The 17561-nt window shown below is 60.1% G+C and carries 15 protein-coding genes; 3 read left to right on the top strand and 12 right to left on the bottom strand.

The genetic code is table 11. The features are described from left to right. Window positions 1–274 precede the first annotated feature (274 nt). Window positions 275–739, top strand: coding sequence for a chemotaxis protein CheW (locus HGP12_RS00180; RefSeq protein WP_168843633.1), 465 nt, complete (start codon window positions 275–277; stop codon window positions 737–739). A gap of 307 nt (window positions 740–1046) precedes the next feature. Here HGP12_RS00180 and HGP12_RS00175 read toward each other — a convergent pair whose 3' ends face one another. The 3 genes from HGP12_RS00175 to HGP12_RS00165 form a co-directional block, all read right to left on the bottom strand. Next, window positions 1047–1541, bottom strand: a complete 495-nt coding sequence (locus HGP12_RS00175) for a CreA family protein (protein WP_168843632.1) — start codon at window positions 1539–1541, stop codon at window positions 1047–1049. 159 nt (window positions 1542–1700) lie between these two features. Further along, entirely contained in the window at window positions 1701–2144 is a 444-nt protein-coding gene (locus HGP12_RS00170; RefSeq protein ID WP_168843631.1) for an SRPBCC family protein, read from the bottom strand. A 38-nt stretch (window positions 2145–2182) separates the two neighbouring features. Continuing rightward, the gene (locus tag HGP12_RS00165; RefSeq protein WP_168843630.1) at window positions 2183–2506 is read right to left on the bottom strand and encodes a helix-turn-helix transcriptional regulator; all 324 of its coding nucleotides are present in this window, start codon (window positions 2504–2506) and stop codon (window positions 2183–2185) included. 307 nt (window positions 2507–2813) lie between these two features. Between HGP12_RS00165 and HGP12_RS00160 the strand changes: the two genes are divergently transcribed. Further along, complete coding sequence (locus HGP12_RS00160; protein WP_168843629.1) at window positions 2814–3350, top strand: GNAT family N-acetyltransferase; 537 nt, start codon at window positions 2814–2816, stop codon at window positions 3348–3350. Window positions 3351–3387: 37 nt separating this feature from the next. Here the strand turns inward: HGP12_RS00160 and ligA are convergent, their stop codons facing one another. From ligA to aqpZ, 9 genes are all read right to left on the bottom strand, one after another. Next, on the bottom strand, window positions 3388–5541 hold the full coding sequence (ligA, locus tag HGP12_RS00155; protein WP_168843628.1) for an NAD-dependent DNA ligase LigA: 2154 nt from the start codon (window positions 5539–5541) through the stop codon (window positions 3388–3390). Between the two features lie 120 nt (window positions 5542–5661). Continuing rightward, window positions 5662–7335: a DNA repair protein RecN gene (gene recN / locus HGP12_RS00150; RefSeq protein ID WP_168843627.1), complete on the bottom strand. Its 1674-nt coding sequence runs from the start codon at window positions 7333–7335 to the stop codon at window positions 5662–5664. 12 nt (window positions 7336–7347) lie between these two features. Then, entirely contained in the window at window positions 7348–8217 is an 870-nt protein-coding gene (locus HGP12_RS00145; RefSeq protein WP_205926283.1) for an outer membrane protein assembly factor BamD, read from the bottom strand. A 286-nt stretch (window positions 8218–8503) separates the two neighbouring features. Beyond that, window positions 8504–9460, bottom strand: a complete 957-nt coding sequence (lpxC, locus tag HGP12_RS00140) for a UDP-3-O-acyl-N-acetylglucosamine deacetylase (RefSeq protein ID WP_168843625.1) — start codon at window positions 9458–9460, stop codon at window positions 8504–8506. 330 nt (window positions 9461–9790) lie between these two features. Continuing rightward, complete coding sequence (gene ftsZ, locus HGP12_RS00135; RefSeq protein WP_168843624.1) at window positions 9791–11530, bottom strand: cell division protein FtsZ; 1740 nt, start codon at window positions 11528–11530, stop codon at window positions 9791–9793. Window positions 11531–11632: 102 nt separating this feature from the next. Then, entirely contained in the window at window positions 11633–12964 is a 1332-nt protein-coding gene (ftsA, locus tag HGP12_RS00130; RefSeq protein WP_168843623.1) for a cell division protein FtsA, read from the bottom strand. Beyond that, the gene (locus HGP12_RS00125; RefSeq protein ID WP_168843622.1) at window positions 12961–13893 is read right to left on the bottom strand and encodes a cell division protein FtsQ/DivIB; all 933 of its coding nucleotides are present in this window, start codon (window positions 13891–13893) and stop codon (window positions 12961–12963) included. The genes ftsA and HGP12_RS00125 overlap by 4 nt, the downstream gene beginning before the upstream one ends. Then, complete coding sequence (locus tag HGP12_RS00120; RefSeq protein ID WP_168843690.1) at window positions 13881–14807, bottom strand: D-alanine--D-alanine ligase; 927 nt, start codon at window positions 14805–14807, stop codon at window positions 13881–13883. Before HGP12_RS00120 ends, HGP12_RS00125 begins: the two co-directional genes overlap by 13 nt. A 299-nt stretch (window positions 14808–15106) precedes the next feature. Further along, entirely contained in the window at window positions 15107–15793 is a 687-nt protein-coding gene (gene aqpZ / locus HGP12_RS00115) for an aquaporin Z (RefSeq protein ID WP_168843689.1), read from the bottom strand. A 256-nt stretch (window positions 15794–16049) separates the two neighbouring features. Here aqpZ and HGP12_RS00110 point away from each other — a divergent pair, with 256 nt between their 5' ends. Beyond that, window positions 16050–17381: an MFS transporter gene (locus HGP12_RS00110; protein ID WP_168843621.1), complete on the top strand. Its 1332-nt coding sequence runs from the start codon at window positions 16050–16052 to the stop codon at window positions 17379–17381. Window positions 17382–17561: the final 180 nt, after the last annotated feature.

The raw sequence follows: 17561 nt of genomic DNA, 5'->3' as shown, positions 1-17561 counted from the left end.
GCTTCACTCAGGCTCGGCGAAACAAAATCTGCGATCATGTTAAACCAATCCTAACCTGTCCGCGCCAACATCTCTTTCAAAGGTCGAACTCGACTTCGCCCGCCGCCCGAAACGCGGCAAACTCTTTGTTTCAGAAGGGCATGACGCCCGCCGGAAAGCCAGGCGTTTTCGCGCCGAAGCACCGGATGCTGCCGCTGCCCAAGCCGCTCCAGCCGATCTCTTTTTCAATCGCGAGCGTCGCTTGCCGGCGATGCCAATCGGGAAGTCCTCGAACATGACGAACGCCATCACGCAATCGGGCGCCTATCTGGAAATCGTCTCCTTCCACCTCGGCGATCAGGAATTCTGCATCGATATCATGGCCATCCGCGAAATCCGCGGCTGGGCGCCGGTGACGCCGATGCCGCATACGCCGCCTTACGTGCTCGGCCTCATCAACCTGCGCGGCGCAGTGATCCCGGTCATCGACATGGCCTGCCGCCTCGGCATGAAGATGACGGAGCCATCCGAGCGTTCGGCCATCATCGTCACGGACATTGCCGGCAAGCTCGTCGGCCTTTTGGTCGAGCAGGTCTCGGACATGATGTCGATCAAGAGCGAAGACCTGCAGCCGGCGCCGGAAATCGTCCCGGAAGCACAGCGCGCCTTCTGCCGCGGCATCGTGGCACTGGAAAAGACCATGGTCTGCTTCCTCAACCTCGATACGGTTATCGCGGATCAGCTGGCCCAAGCGGCCTGATTTCAATAAGTTAGAAGTTGGTCCTGAAAGAAGATCGCCCTGAAGCTCGGCTCCAGGGCGATCGTTTTTCATGTAACCGGCTTTGGCAGGGGTGTAGCCAATGATGCCGGTCTAGCAGGCCGTGAACAGGGGCAAGAGTCGCCTCCGTGTTCGCTTTCAAAATTGCATCAAAAAGATGCAAACCGAAAGCAACCAGAAGCAATTCGACAACCCAAGAGTATGACTTTTTTTGGTATTACCTCTTCGCGAGTTGTGATTGCGGTATCCTGGTAACGACGAAGCACCTCATGCAAAGTCGCGGTCCGCTTTAGTTGGGCTTGCCCTTCTTCCATGTAACCTGTTGACCAAACAAGGGTATCGTCGAAATCGCCATCTTGGCCGAACCGTCCACTAGCTGGCGTGAATGGATGAGGTAGATCAACGTGTCGTTCTTCTTGTCGTAGATCCGGGTGACGACCAGCTTTTTCCAGATGAGCGACAATCCTGCGCGAAACACCTCCTCGCCGCCTTGCGACAGGTTGATATCGCCGATTTCGATCGGTCCGGTCTGGCGGCAGGCGATGGAATTGTTGGAGGGATCCTCGAACCAGTTGCCCTTGCGCAGCCGGTCGATGACGCTGCGATCGAAATAGGTCACATGGCAGGTCACGCCGGAGACTTCCGGGTCCGGCACGGCATCGACCAGAATGTCATTGCCCGTCCAATCCACGCCGACCTTACCGACGACCTCGGCGGAAGCGGAAACGGGCGCCATGGCCAGAAGAGACGCGGCAATGGCGGCAAGCAATTTCGGTGAACGCATCAATCATCCTCCAACAGCGGCCGCGGGGAGCGAAGCGGCATGGCTAAGGTAAGGTGGCCGATGAACGATGCAAGATAAGGCCGGCAATCCGTATCGGATGCAGCCGGGACGCCACCGCCAAAGCGCCGGCGTCCCAACGAAAACTTGAGGCGTTGCAGCTTACTTCTGGCTGATCGTAACGGCTCCGGTCTCCAGCAGCGACTTGAGGTTCGACAGAATTTTAGGCCAGCCGCCCGAAACAGCCTCGATGAACTTGGAGTTCTCCACATCGATCGCATGGGTGACGGTCAGCTTCACGGCGTTATCCGCGGGCTCCAATTCCATTACGCAGCGCGACCAGCCCTCGGCTTTCAACTCGGGGCGAAATTCGTTGCGCCATTTGAAAGCCAGCCGGCGAGGCGGATCGAATTCCGCAATCTCTCCGGTGTCGGCGACGCGACCATCCGGAAAGAGCATTTTCCATGGCGCACCGACCTTCCACTCCGTGTCATGGACCATGTCGAACCAATATTGCTTGATGAATTCCGGCGTGGTCAGCGCCGACCAGAGCTTCTCCGGCGTGGTGCGGATGAAGGTGACGTAGACGAATTTGCTTTCAGCCATGTCATTTCTCCTTGTTTGAATATCTGTGCCTGTCGCGGTTACTGACCGCCCTCCTCTTCCAGCGCTTTCTTCAAGGCCGAAAGCGCGCCCAGATGACGGCGTTCGAACTTGCTGATCCAGCGCTCGGCAATACCGTTGATCGGCACCGCGTTGATGAAATGCAGCTTCTCGCGGCCATGCTTCTCCGAGGAGACCAGGTTGGCCTCTTCCAGAATGGCAAGGTGCTTGGCCACAGCCTGGCGGGACATCTCCAGATCTTCGCAAAGTGCGCTCAGGGTCTGCCCGTTGCGCTCGTAGAGCCTGTCGAGCAATTGCCGCCGGCTGGCATCCGCCAGCGCCTTGAAAACTGCATCATCATTCACGGATACGGAACCATCTAGTTGCCTATTTGTTATATATAGGCAACTAGATGGTTGCCTGTCAAGTTGCCGATGGAAGGCAAGCAGAGGGAATTCCGCCTGGAATGATTGACAATAGCGCCACCGCATCGGATCATTCGCGCATGATCGCAAACCGCACCGTCACGATGCACCTTCACATCATCTCCCCCCTTGCAGGGCGAGTGGAAACTGTGTTGCGCTGAGCTAACCGCGATCCATCTCAACCCTGCCGAGGCGAGCAGGGTTGAAGCCTCCTTGCTCTCCTCCCCTTGACATCAAAGGAGAGCCCATGAATTCCGACCAAGACGACCCAAGCAAGCGACGACCGGGCAAAATCGGTCCGATCGAGATTCGCGCAACGCGGCCGTCGGATGCCGAAGCAATTGCGGCGATCGCCAATCTCCCCGGTTTCCGCGCCGGCACCTTGCGCCTGCCCTTTCAAAGCCTCGAGGAAACGCGGGGATGGCTGGAAAAACCCGCCCCAGACTCAACACGCCTTGTCGCGGAGGTAAACGGGCAGGTCGTCGGCAATGCCGGCCTGAACCGCCTTGCCGGCCGGCGGATTCACACCGGCAATATCGGTATGGGCGTGCATGACGATTTTACGGGCTGCGGCATTGGGTCGGCACTGTTGGGCGCCCTCGTCGATACCGCCGACAACTGGCTTGCGATCAAGCGTCTGGAGCTGAGCGTCTACGTCGACAACGCACCGGCCATCCGGCTCTACGAAAAATTCGGGTTCGAAACCGAGGGCCGTTTGCGCGCCTTCGCATTCCGCAACAGCGAGTATGTCGATGCATTCACGATGGCGCGGCTGAAATTCTGAGCGATAAGGGCGGCGGATTACGATTCCGCCGCCATGCTTAACCGCCGATAAGCTCGAGCCATTCGTCCTCGGTCATGACCTGGACATCGAATTCCCGCGCCTTGTCGAGCTTCGAGCCGGCGCCCGGCCCCGCCACGACGATGTCGGTTTTTTTGGAAACCGAGCCGGATACCTTCGCACCCAGGCTCTCTGCCTTCGCCTTGGCCTCGTCGCGGGTGAACTTTTCAAGCGAGCCGGTAAACACGACCGTCTTGCCTGCCACCGGGCTGCCCGAGGTCACCGGCTGCTCCGCTTCTTGGGGGCGAACCTCCTCCAGCAGCTTTGCGATCACCTGCGTATTGCGCGGCTCCTTGTAGAATTCGACGATCGCGCGCGCCACCACTTCGCCGATGCCCTCGATATTGTTGAGGTCGTTCCATGCGTCGCCCGCAAGCGGCGCTGCCTCCTTCATGGCAGTCTCGAAAGCCTCATAGGTGCCATAGGAGCGCGCCAGCAGCTTGGCCGTCGTCTCACCGACATGGCGGATGCCGAGCGCAAAGATGAAGCGATGAAGGGCGATTTGCCGCCGCTCGTTGATCGCGGCGTAGAGCTTGCCGACACTGACCTTGCCGAAGCCGTCGATATTCTCGAGCTTCGCAAGCGACGACTGCTGACGTCTCTCCAGGGTGAAGATGTCGGGCGCGGTCTTTATCTGCAGTGCCGGATCGTCGCTCTCGAAGAAGAAATCGATCTGCTTCGAACCCAGACCCTCGATGTCGTAGGCATTGCGCGAGACGAAATGCTTGAGATGTTCGGTCGCCTGCGCGCGGCAGATGAAGCCGCCGGTGCAGCGCGTGACGGCGTCGATCTTGCCGGTCTTCTCGTTGATGTCGCGCACCGCGTGACTGCCGCAGACCGGGCAGACCTTGGGAAATTCGTAAGGCGCGCTCGACGCTTCGCGCTTTTCCAGCACGACATCGACAATCTGTGGGATGACGTCGCCTGCCCGCTGCACGATCACCATGTCGCCGACACGAATATCGCGGCCGTCGCGGATCGGCTCGCCCTTGTTACCGATGCCCTTGATATAGTCGGCATTGTGCAGCGTCGCATTGGTGACGACGACACCGCCGACCGTGATCGGCTCGAGCCGCGCGACGGGCGTCAGCGCCCCAGTGCGGCCGACCTGGATGTCGATGCCGACCAGACGCGTGAATGCCTGTTCCGCCGGAAACTTGTGCGCCGTCGCCCAACGCGGCGAGCGAGAGCGGAAGCCGAGGCGGGCCTGCAGCTCCAGGCTATCGACCTTATAGACGACACCATCGATGTCATAATCGAGATCGGGGCGCTGCAGGCCGATCTCCTCGTAATGCCCGAGAATATCGGCAACCGAACTCAGGCGCTCCATGAGCGGATTGACCGGGAATCCCCAGGATTTGAAGGTCTGCACCATGCCATATTGCGTATCAGCCGGCATGTCTGACATCTCGCCCCACGCATAGGCAAAGAATTTCAGCTTGCGGCTGGCCGTAACCTTCGCATCGAGCTGACGCAGCGAACCCGCCGCCGTGTTGCGCGGATTAACGTAGGTCTGCTTGCCTTCCGCCTCCATCTGGGCGTTAAGCGCCAGGAAGTCGCTCTTGGCCATATAGACCTCACCGCGCACCTCGACGACCGAGGGCGCACCTGCAGGCAAGGTCTGCGGTATCTCCTGGATGGTCCTGATATTGGCGGTGACATTCTCACCGGTCGTGCCGTCGCCACGCGTCGCGGCGCTCACCATCCGGCCATTCTCGTAACGGATCGACATCGAGAGCCCATCGATCTTCGGCTCGGCGGTAAAGGCAATCGAATTGTCCGGAAGGCGGCCAAGGAAGCGATAGACGCTGGCGACGAAATCCTCGACGTCTTCCTGCGAGAACGTGTTGTCGAGCGACAGCATCGGCCTTGCGTGGACAACAGGCGCGAAGGTTTCCGACGGCGCGGCACCGACCCGGCGTGACGGGCTGTCGGCGCGAATGAGTGCCGGAAACCGCGCCTCGATGGCATCGTTGCGCCGCTTCAGCGCGTCGTAATCCGCATCCGAAATCTCCGGCGCATCCTTGCCATGATAAAGCGCGTCGTTGCGCGCGATCTCCGCGGCCAGATAGGCAAGTGCCGCGGCCGCTTCCTCTTCGGTCAAATCTTCGACGGGCTTCTGTTCGGTGCTCATGAATCGACACTCCCCGATTTTGGAGATGTTTTAGAGCAGTTAGAGCAAAAGTGCGAAGCGGTTTTTCCGTCCGGCCCGGGTAAAATAAAGAGAAAAATCAGACGGTCAAAGGAGCAGCGATCAGCCGTTGCCGGCCAGCAAGCGCTTGGCGGCCGCCCTCGCCTCTTCGGTCACCGACGCGCCTGCGAGCATGCGCGCGATTTCCTCGGTGCGGTCCTTCGGCTCCATTGTCGCCACGCGCGTGGAAATCTTTTCGGAACCGTCCGCAACCGGTCCCTTGGAGATCAGGAGATGCGTCGCGGCGCGGGCGGCGACCTGCGGTGCGTGGGTGACGGACAGCACCTGCACGCGGTCGGAGAGGCGCTTCAGCCGCTGACCGATCGCATCCGCGACCGCGCCGCCGACGCCGGTGTCGATTTCGTCGAACACCAGGGTCGGCGCCGAACCGCGATCGGCGAGCGCCACCTTCAGCGCCAGCAGGAAGCGCGACAGTTCGCCCCCGGACGCAACCTTGGTGATCGGCCCCGGGCGTGTGCCCGGATTGGTCTGCACATGGAATTCGACGACGTCGATGCCATCAGCCGTGCCGGCTTCGGGATCGCTTGTTATCTCCACCATGAAACGTGCTCGTTCGAGCTTCAGCGCCGGCAATTCCGCCATGACGGCCTCGGCAAGGGCTTCGCCGGCATGGCGGCGCTTTTCCGAGAGGCTGCGCGCCGCCGCGTCATAGTCCGCCTTGGCAGCGGCAAGCTCGGTGGCGAGCCGCGCCAGCCGCTCCTCGCCCGCATCGAGATCAGCGAGATCCGAAACCATGCGCTCGGCCAATGCCGGCAGTTCGGTGACCGGCACCGAATATTTGCGCGAGGCGGCCCGCAGCGCAAACAGGCGCTCCTCGACCCGCTCCAGTTCGCGCGGATCGTACTCCGTCTTGCGCAGCGCCGCCTCTACTTCCATCTGGGCGTTGGAAAGCTGGTCGAGAGCGGCATCGAGCAGCGCCACCGTATCCTCCAGCAGCCCCGGCGCTTCATGGCTCTTGCGCTCCAGCCGACGCACAAGCGAGGCAATATGCGGAACGGGCGATGCATTGCCGTTCAAGAATTCCGAAGCCTCAGCAATATCGCCGGCAATACGCTCGGCCTTCATCATCCGCGAGCGCTTTTCAGCCAGCTCATCCTCTTCGCCATCCTGCGGCGAGAGCTTTTCCAATTCCTCGACGGAAGCGCGAAGATAGTCCGCCTCGCGCGCGGCCTTCTCCACCTGCTCCTTGTGCCTCTTCAAGGTGCGGTCGGTATCGCGCCAAACCTTGTGAAGTCTGCCGACCTCTTGCGCCTCTTCGGCAAGGCCGGCGAAGGCATCGAGCAATGTGCGGTGCGCGTCGGTATCGACGAGCGCGCGATCGTCATGCTGCCCATGAATTTCAACGAGAAGCTGCCCGATCTGGCGCATGAGCTGGACGCTGAGCGCCTGATCGTTGACAAAGGCCTTGGTACGGCCGTCGGCCGACTGGACGCGACGGAAGATCAGGTCGCCGTCATCGTCGATGCCATTCTCGCGCAGGAGCTTGCGGGCGGGATGCTGCGTGCCGACGTCGAAAACCGCGGTCACCTGGCCGCGGTCCTCTCCATGACGTACGAGATCGCCATCGCCGCGCCCGCCAAGCGCCAGCGACAGACTGTCAAGCAGGATGGATTTGCCCGCGCCGGTCTCGCCGGTCAGTACCGAAAGCCCGGACTCGAAGGCAAGATCCAGCCGCTCGATCAAAACGATATCGCGGATCGAAAGCTGGATCAGCATCTGCGCTCAATCTCACGTCCCAAGAAGAAGTTTCTTACCCGCTCTGGAAATCCAGGAGCCCGAATTTTCGCTCGGCTCTACGCCACCCTTCTGCAGCAGCTGATAGGAATCCTTATACCAGCGGCTGTCCGGATAGTTGTGGCCGAGAACGGCGGCTGCCGTCTGTGCTTCCTGAACGATACCCATCGCGTAGTAAGCCTCGACCAGGCGCGCCAGAGCTTCTTCGATCTGGTTGGTGGTCGGATATTGCTCCACGACAATGCGGAAGCGCGAGATTGCCGCTAGGTAATCCTTGCGCTCCAGATAGTAGCGGCCGATCTGCATTTCCTTGCCGGCGAGCTGATCCTTGGCGAAGCGGATTTTTTCCTGCGCGTCGCTGACATATTGCGACTTCGGATAGGTGTTGACGAGCTTGGTCATCGCCTCGATCGTCTGTTGTGCCGCGCGCTGGTCCTGCGTCACGTCGACGATCTGCTTGGCATAGGACGAGCCGACCAGATACTGGACATAGTCGGCGTCTTCCGAGCCGGGATATTGCTTGAGGTAGCTGTTACCCGTCTGCACCGCATCGTCGTAACGACCCGTGCGGTACTTGACGAATGTGCTCATGACAAGCGCTTTGCGAGCCCATTCGGAGAATGGCTGCTGCTGGTTGATGGCGTCGAACTTCTTGCCGGCTTCCGTCATGTTGCCGGCCTTGATGTTGGCCAGACCCTGATTATAGAGCATTTCCGGAGGATCGGTCTCGACACCGAGCTTGGTGATGTCGATATCCTTTTTGGTATTACAACCCGTCACCACCGCACCGGTACCGGCCAGAAGGAGCGATACGAGCAAAGCCCGTGCTGTAATATTCATGCGTTCAGACCTTGCAAAACCCATCGGATAACTGTCCCACTAGCCGTCGTTGCGGAGACGGCGTTCTCTCGCTGGCGTTTCTAGCCGCAAAAACACCATCAGGGCAACGCATTGATGATGCATTAACGCATTTTTGTGGCAAGGCCGCATATCCGCAGTCTTTAATCACTGTTTTGACAGGGAATTCTCATATCAGCCCCCGCAGCCTCGCCCTCGCGCAAAGACTGACGGCAACCCGCGTGAGTCGCCTGTCAAAAAAAGAGCCGCTCCTCATCGGAGCGGCGGCTTTTCTCATTCAAATTCCGCAGCGTCACGCCGACCAGGGAGCGAATTCAGGCGCATTGACCGGCACGAATTCGCGGCTGTGGGCGCGCTGGCGCGGCGCCGACGTTTCGACGACATCATAGGCGCTGGGGTCGCTGAGCAATGCCTTCAGGGCATTCGCGTTCATGCGATGACCGCCGCGATAAGAGCGGTAGCAGCCGATGAATTGCGCGCCGGCCAGTGCCAGATCGCCGACCGCATCCAGCGTCTTGTGACGAACGAATTCGTCCTTGGCGTAACGCAGACCCTCGACGTTGATAACGGTATTGTCGTCGGAAATGACGACGGAGTTTTCCAGCGACGAACCCAGCGCATGACCCGACGCCCAGAGACGTTCGACATCGCGCATGAAGCCGAAGGTACGAGCGCGCGACAGTTCGGTCTTGAATGTCTCGGCGGTCAGGTCGCCTTCCCACTTCTGCCGGCCGATCAGCGGGCATTCGAAATCGATCTCGACTTCGAAGCGCGTGCCGTCATACGGGCGGAATTCGCACCAGGAACCGCCGGCTTCGATACGAACCGGCTTGGTGACGCGGATATAGCGGCGCTTGACACCAAGCGACACGACGCCGGTCTGCTCGATCGCTTCGATGAAGGGATAGGAGCTGCCGTCCATGATCGGCATTTCAGCACCGGTCACTTCGACGACGACGTTATCGAGACCTATCGCATAGATGGCGGCCATCACATGCTCGACCGTGGCGACGGAACGCGCCGGAGAAAAACCGAGGACGGTGCAGAGATCCGTATTGCCAACCTGCGAGGAAACGGCGCGCAGTTCGGTCACATCGCCATTGTCGTGCAAGCGCTGGAAAACGACACCGGTGCCGGCTTCGGCCGGATAGAAGGTGATCGACACATTGGCACCGGAATGAACGCCGATACCCGAAAGTGTCACAGGGTTTGCAATGGTGGTCTGAAAACCAAGCAATCCGATTGCCATATAATTCTGCCTTCGTCTGTCTGATCCAGGCCGGGCGGTCATCTTCGGACGCTTACCCTTATTGCCGGTTCAGTCTGTTAACTATGCCGCGCACACCACATACATTCGTCATTGAATGTGAGTCCGCAGGCTTGCTTGGTATCTACATACGCGCCGAGGCATCGCATTCCAAATCACTGTTTCTTTCGTTTTGTTACGAAAGCAGCCAATTGAATTTGTTGGGTAATTTCAAATATAACAACAGGTCTAAAATAAGGAAATCCGGGGCCTTTCGGCCCCGGATTTCATCAAGATGGTTAGCAACCTATTAAAAGGCCGTCCAACATCGGGTCAGTTCGATTGCCGGCGCAGGAACGCCGGAATCTCGAGCTGATCATCTTCATGGCTCGTCATGCGCGCCTGCGGAACCTGCCGGCCCTGATCGTCCAGAGTGCCGCGACGCGGAGCGTAGAGGCTCGCTTCCGGCGACGGTGCGCGGCGCTGCGGAGCCGCGTTGTTCGTCGAAGCCATCATGTCGTCGAAAGCCGGGTCTTCTTCGCGGCGGCCGAGCGAATTGGTGATTCGCTTCAGCAAGCCCATCGGCCCCCGCTCTTCGGAAGCCTGACCGGCGGCCGGCTGGGCGCGGTGTTCCATCTCGGCCTTAACGACCGGCGGGAAATCCTCGACCTTCGGCATGCGGACCTGCTCGGGAGCCTGACGGATGACCGGCTGCTGATGCATGACCGGCGCCTGCTGCTGAGGCTGCGGCAGAACCGGAGCCTGACGGACGGGCTGGGCTTCCGGGGCGGCTGCGAAGATGCGGCTCTGCGGACGGAAGTTATCTTCCGGCGCTGCGGCCTGCGGCATCACCGGCTGCTGCTGGACATGGGCCTGGCGGCCCATCTGGAATTCCAGTTCGCGCTCGAGATCGGCCTCTGCTGCACGAATGGTCTGGGCAACCGGATCGACAGTGCGTGGAGCCGGAGCGGCAGCCTGTGCGGTCTGGGCCTGCGCGACGTGGGCAGGCTGAGCTGCGGCCGCTGCCGGAACGGCGGCCGCGGAAGGACGCATAGCGGGCTTCGTGGCCGGGCGGAATTCCATGCCTCTGTCGGCCGCCTCGTTCATCGCGCGGTCGATACCGGTTGCGACGACGGAAACGCGGATGATGCCCTCAAGCGATTCGTCGAAGGTGGCGCCGAGGATGATATTGGCGTCGGGATCGACTTCTTCGCGGATGCGGGTCGCAGCTTCATCGACTTCGAACAGGGTCAGGTCACGGCCGCCGGTGATCGAGATCAGCAGGCCCTGAGCGCCCTTCATCGAGGTTTCGTCGAGCAGCGGGTTGGCAATGGCGGCCTCGGCGGCCTGCATTGCACGGCCCTGGCCGGAAGCCTCGCCGGTACCCATCATGGCGCGGCCCATTTCGCGCATGACCGAACGGACGTCGGCGAAGTCGAGGTTGATGAGACCTTCCTTCACCATCAGGTCGGTGATGCAGGCAACGCCCGAATAGAGAACCTGGTCGGCCATCGAGAACGCATCGGCGAAAGTCGTCTTGTCGTTGGCGATGCGGAAGAGGTTCTGGTTCGGGATGACGATCAGCGTGTCGACCGACTTCTGCAGTTCCTGGATGCCCATCTCGGCGAGACGCATGCGGCGGCCGCCTTCGAAGTGGAACGGCTTGGTGACGACGCCAACGGTCAGAATGCCCTTGTTGCGAGCAGCCTGTGCGACGACGGGAGCGGCACCCGTGCCCGTACCGCCGCCCATGCCGGCGGTGACGAAGCACATATGCGTGCCGTTCAGGTGATCGATGATTTCATCGATGCATTCTTCTGCAGCTGCACGGCCGACTTCCGGCTGCGAGCCGGCGCCGAGACCTTCCGTGACGTTGACGCCGAGCTGGATGATCCGCTCCGCCTTCGTCATGGTCAGTGCCTGAGCATCCGTGTTGGCGACGACGAAATCGACGCCCTGCAGGCCTGCCGTGATCATGTTGTTGACGGCATTACCGCCACCGCCACCGACACCGAACACGGTGATTCGCGGCTTAAGCTCGGTGATATCTGGCTTATGCAGCTTGATAGTCATTGTACCCGTTCCTTCTCTTTATGGCCGCATCGCCACGCCGGCCAATTCACTCGATTTCACTTGCCTGACGCTTGCCCCGGAATGAACTCCGGGATCAGGCACTCAAAAACTCTCTTTCAGCCATTGGCCGACGCGGCCGATCCGGCTGTTATTGCCTCCAAACGACGAGAGCAGACCGCCGCTCGGCGCATGTGTTTCCATGTCTGCGACCTGCGGATAGATCATCAGACCGACCGCGGTCGAAAAAGCCGGACCCTTGGCTGCCGTCGGCAAACCAGACACGCCCATCGGACGACCGATGCGGACATTGCGGGCAAGAACACGGCGCGCCACATCGGGCAAACCGGTCAGCTGGCTCGCGCCGCCCGTGAGGACGACGCGCTTGCCGACGATTGGGCTGAAGCCCGAACGCTGGATGCGATCGCGAATGAGCTCGAGGGTTTCCTCGATGCGAGCCTTGACGATGCGCGACACCAGCGCCTTCGGCACTTGTGTCGGCTGGTCACGCTCGTCTTCGCCGATCGGCGGGATGGAAATCAGTTCACGCTCTTCCGAAGAATTCGCGAGCGCCGAAGCATGGACGACCTTCAAGCGCTCCGCATCCTCGATGCGGGTGGAAAGGCCGCGGGCAAGGTCCGTGGTGACATGATGGCCGCCAAGGCTGACGGCATCGGTATGCACGAGCTTGCCCTCGGCAAAGACCGAGATCGTCGTCGTACCGCCGCCCATGTCGATCGCGGCGCAGCCGAGCTCGACTTCGTCATCGACGAGAGCTGCAAGACCGCTGGCATAAGGTGTCGCCACCATGCCCTCGACCGAAAGATGGGCGCGGTTGATGCAGAGCTCAAGATTGCGAAGGGCTGCGCGCTCCGCGGTCACCACATGCATGTCGACACCGAGCGCGTCTCCGAACATCGCCAGCGGATCGCGAATGCCGCGCTCGCCATCAAGGGAGTAGCCCGTTGCCAGCGAGTGCAGCACGGCACGCTCCTGGCGGACCGACTGCTGGCAGGCCGCAGCCAGAACCTTCTTGAGATCGTTGGCTTCGACTTCCTGACCGCCGAGATCGATGGTCGCGGTGTAGATATCGCTGCCGAGGCGTCCGGCCGAAACGTTAACGATCAGGCTGTCGACGGTAAGGCCGGCCATGCGCTCGGCCGCATCGACGGAGAGCCTGACGACGCTTTCCAGCGCGTCGAGGTCGGCGATGACGCCGGTTTTGATGCCGCGTGAGCGCTGGTGGCCGATGCCGATGATCTCGATATTGTGGGTGCGGTTCGGGAGAACCTGGCTCTCCTCGCGCGGCGTCAGCCGGCCGATCATGCAGACGACCTTCGTCGAGCCGATGTCGAGGACCGACACGATGTGCGACCGCTTCGAAGAGAGCGGCTTCAACCGAGGCAGGCCGAAATGGGACGAACCGAATAAGCTCATGTATCCTGCCCTGCTTTCTTCAAAGCCTTGTTTCTCGCATCGACGGCGGCCTGACGACGAACTGCGGCATCCGGGGTGAGTTCTATTGCTGTACGATCATCGAGACGGAGATCGATGGCGGCGATGTCGCGCTGCAAAAGATTCTCGTCCTTGTCGAGCTTGGTCAGCCGCGCGAGCGCGCCGTCGACGTTGTCTTCCGGCAGTTTGATGATCACGCCATTGTCGAGGTAGAGATCCCAGCGACGGCCGGCGACGCGGACGAAGGCCTTCACATGACCACGGACATCCGGCCACTTGGCAAATGCATCCTCGACCGAAGCGGCTGCTGTTTCGGCATCGCGACCGACGAAGAGCGGCAGCTTGGCGAACTTGTTGTCACGTAGCGGCGCGATCACGCTACCGTCTTTCTGGATCAGCGAAAGCTCGGAGCCGTGCTGCCAGATGGCGTAAGCCCTACGCTCCGTCAGCTTCACCTCGACAGCCCTCGGATAGACCTTGCGAACTTCCACATTTTCGACCCAGGGCAGGTTCGCGATTTTCAGGCGAGCCGCGTCGGCATCAAGGGCAACGAGCGAGGTCGTACCGTCAAGGCCAAGCAACTGCAGGATCTCGATTTCCGAGGTCTCGTCATTGCCCGAAACCTTGACATCCTCGATCGCGAAGCCGGCGGCAGACGTCGTCGCCTCGGCGACAGCCTGGGTGTGCCCGCCGAGCGACATGCCGTAAAGACCGGTCGCGGCGAGAAGCATGAAGACGGACACCGTGCCCGTATGCGCGGGGATATTGACGCGACCCGAGCCGAGACTGACCAGGAAGCGCACCGTACGGCGCAGCGGACGCGGCAGGACGAATGCGTCCTCGACATCATCGATGGCAAGCGGGACGCGATGACGGGACCGCCTCATATTTTTGACCGTCAGCGCAAACAAGACGCGTCCTCCACCATCCACCGGAGAAATTCACCAAAAGAGTAGCCGGCATGCGCCGCCATTTCAGGCACCAGGGAGGTAGGAGTCATGCCGGGCTGGGTATTGATCTCCAGCCAAACAAGTTCGCCCTCTTCGGAAAAGCGATCGTCAAAACGGAAGTCAGATCGACTAACACCGCGGCAGCCGATAGCCTCATGCGCCCTTAACGATAATGTTTGTATCTTTTGGTAAAGATTCGGTGAAATTTCCGCCGGCAAGACATGTTTTGACCCACCCTTGGCGTACTTGGCGTCATAATCATAGAAGCTGTGACCGAGCGGCACGATCTCGGTAACGCCAAGAACCTTGCCATCCATGACCCCGCAGGTCAGCTCCCGACCGTGGATATAGCGCTCGACCAGCACCTCGTCGCCGTAGCGCCATTCGGATGAGGTGACGATCTGCGGCGGATGCGCCTGATCCTCCTTGACGATCACAACGCCGAAGCTCGAGCCCTCACGCACCGGCTTGACCACGTAAGGCGGCTTCATCGGATGCTCGCCGACGATGTCGAAGCGGTCCATGACGATCGAGCCCGCGACAGGAATGCCGGCCGCGGCGGCAACCGTTTTGGCGCGGGACTTGTCCATCGCAAGAGCCGATGCAAGCACGCCGGAATGCGTATAGGGAATCTGCAGATATTCCAGAATGCCCTGAATTGTTCCGTCTTCACCAAAGGGACCATGCAGCGCGTTGAAGACGACATCAGGCTTTAGCTCGGCCAGACGACTAGCAACATTATGCTCTACATCGACACGGGTAATCCGGAAGCCTTCAGCTTCGAGGGCATCGGCGCATGCCTTTCCCGAAGAAAGGCTGACAGGCCTCTCCGAGGAAAATCCGCCCAAAAGGACAGCCACATGCTTGCCACCCATTAATACCCCCGACTTCACGGTCTTTGCTCTGCGTTTGCGGGCCTCGCCTAACAGCGATTCTCGCCCCGCTTTCAATAGGCTGATTAGAACGACATTAAGGTTAATGAAGCGTTTACTTTCGTTAACTTTCGGCCGCTCCGCCGATGATCGAATGGTTCGAATCAAACCGACCTAAAGAATTCTGCCATTAGAATCAGAGAGTTGCTACTTTTGAAATCGCTACATTTAGATTTTTTAAACAAAGAGGCCCGCATCGAGGGACTCGATGCGGGCCTGAAGGTATTAAAATCGTTGTGATTTCACTCGCTGTCGTCGACCAGTTTCCAGACGAGTCCGCCCAAGGCGCCGCCGACGATGGGAGCGACCCAGAACAGCCAAAGCTGCTGCAAGGCCCAACCGCCGACGAACAATGCCTGGCCTGTCGAACGCGCCGGGTTCACCGACGTATTGGTGATCGGGATCGAAATCAGGTGGATCAGCGTCAGCGCCAGGCCGATGGCGATCGGCGCGAAGCCGGCCGGCACCTTGCTGCTCGTCGAGCCCAGAATCACGACGAGGAAAAACAAGGTCAGCACGATCTCGGCCACCACTGCCGAGACCAGCGAATAGCCACCCGGCGAATGCTCGCCGTAACCATTCGCCGCAAAGCCGCCGAGTTGGAAATCGGCCTTGCCGCTGGCGATCAGATAAAGCGCGGCTGCAGCCACGATGGCACCGACAACCTGCGCGACGATATAAGGAATGAGCTGCCCGCCCGGAAAGCGGCCAGCCACCGTCAGCCCCACCGAGACGGCTGGGTTGAAATGCCCGCCTGAAATGCCGCCGACCGCATAGGCCATCGTCAGCACGGTCAGACCGAACGCAAAAGCAACCCCCAGAAAACCGATGCCGAGGCTCGGAAATGCCGCCGCGAAGATTGCGCTGCCGCAGCCACCAAATACGAGCCAGAACGTCCCAAGAAACTCAGCAATGAGTTTTTTCTGCATGAAAGCCTTCTCCTTTGCCCTCAACCAAAGCGAAAATCGACCATCTATGAAAAAACTCCGGGCAAGGACTCGCCTGAAGCACGCCCACTTAACGGCAAACGTTCGCCCAACTGTTTGCGAATCAACAATTGCGGCTAAATAGTAGCACACAACCGCTGATTTCTTGCGCATTTGGCGTTTGCGCCGAACGAAAATTACGCTAAGGACACGCCTTACCTAATAAGGAAACCTTAGCACCTTCTAAATTGGTGGGATTATGACTGACGCGATATCTCCTTTATCGCCGACCCCCTCGTCATCGAACAATGCTGTTGCCAATTCCCCGGCACGTGTTCTGATCGCGAGCCTTATCGGCACAACGATCGAATTTTTCGATTTCTATGTTTATGCAACAGCAGCGGTTATTGTCTTCCCGAAGCTGTTTTTCCCCGCGAGCGATCCGACCTCGGCAACGCTGCAGTCCTTCGCGACCTTCTCCATCGCCTTCTTTGCGCGTCCGATCGGCGCGATGATCTTCGGCCATTTCGGTGACCGGATCGGCCGCAAGGCGACGCTTGTCGCGGCCTTGATGACCATGGGTCTTTCGACGGTCGTAATCGGCATGCTGCCGACATACGAATCGATCGGCGTTCTCGCACCCGTGCTGCTGGCGCTTTGCCGCCTCGGTCAGGGCCTCGGTCTCGGCGGCGAATGGGGCGGCGCGGTGCTTCTGGCGACGGAAAACGCACCTGAAGGCAAGCGCAGCTGGTACGCCATGTTCCCGCAGCTCGGTGCCCCGATCGGCTTTATCCTGTCGGCGGGTCTTTTCCTCATCCTGCGCGAAACCATGGCCGATGCCGATTTCCTCAACTATGGCTGGCGCGTCCCCTTCCTGATCAGCATCGTGCTTGTCGCCGTCGGCCTCTATGTCCGTCTGAAGATTACGGAAACCCCGGAATTCCAGCGCGCCATCGAAAAGGAAGAACGCGTTTCCGTCCCGATCGCGGTCATCTTCCGCTCGCATCTCCGCAGCCTGATTCTCGGCACCATCATCGCGGTGGCCACCTTCGTGCTGTTCTATCTGATGACGGCCTTCACGCTGAGCTGGGGCACCAGGCCTCCGGGCAACGGTCCGCTACCGGCAGGTCTTGGCTACTCGCAGGGCCAGTTCCTCGTCGTCCAGCTCGCCGGCGTCGTCTTCTTCGGCCTGATGATCCCGATCTCCGGCCTGTTGTCGGACCGCTATTCGCGCCGGCTGGTTCTGATCCTGACGACGATTGGCATCCTCATCTTCGGCCTGTTCTATTCGTCGCTGCTAACGGCCGGCCTTGCGGGCGCTTTCGCCTGCTCGATCATCGGTCTTGCCCTGATGGGCTTCACCTACGGTCCGATCGGCGCCGCGCTGGCGGCACCCTTTCCGACCACCGTGCGCTATACCGGCGCCTCGATGACCTTCAATCTCGGCGGCATCGTGGGTGCATCCTTGGCTCCCTACATCGCCACATGGCTCGCGACGACCTACGGCCTGGTCTATGTAGGCTATTATCTGGCGGCCGCCGCGCTGCTCTCGCTGGTCGGTATCCTGCTCTCGGGCAACGACGAAGTCTGAGGACTTCACGATAACCAATTGAAAAGGCCGGGTGAAAACCCGGCCTTTTTGTTGAATCATTGCCTGAAGTTCGAGCGTAGAGCGGTTCACTTTTTTGCGGACTCTGAACCGCTCTATCTCTTTGCTTATCGCAATTCCGGACGGAAAACCGCTGCGCACTTTTCCTGGAATTGCCCTATG

It is taken from the genome of Rhizobium sp. P28RR-XV (assembly GCF_012641385.1).
In the GTDB taxonomy this organism is placed as follows: domain Bacteria; phylum Pseudomonadota; class Alphaproteobacteria; order Rhizobiales; family Rhizobiaceae; genus Rhizobium.
This window is presented reverse-complemented; position numbering and strand designations above follow the sequence as displayed.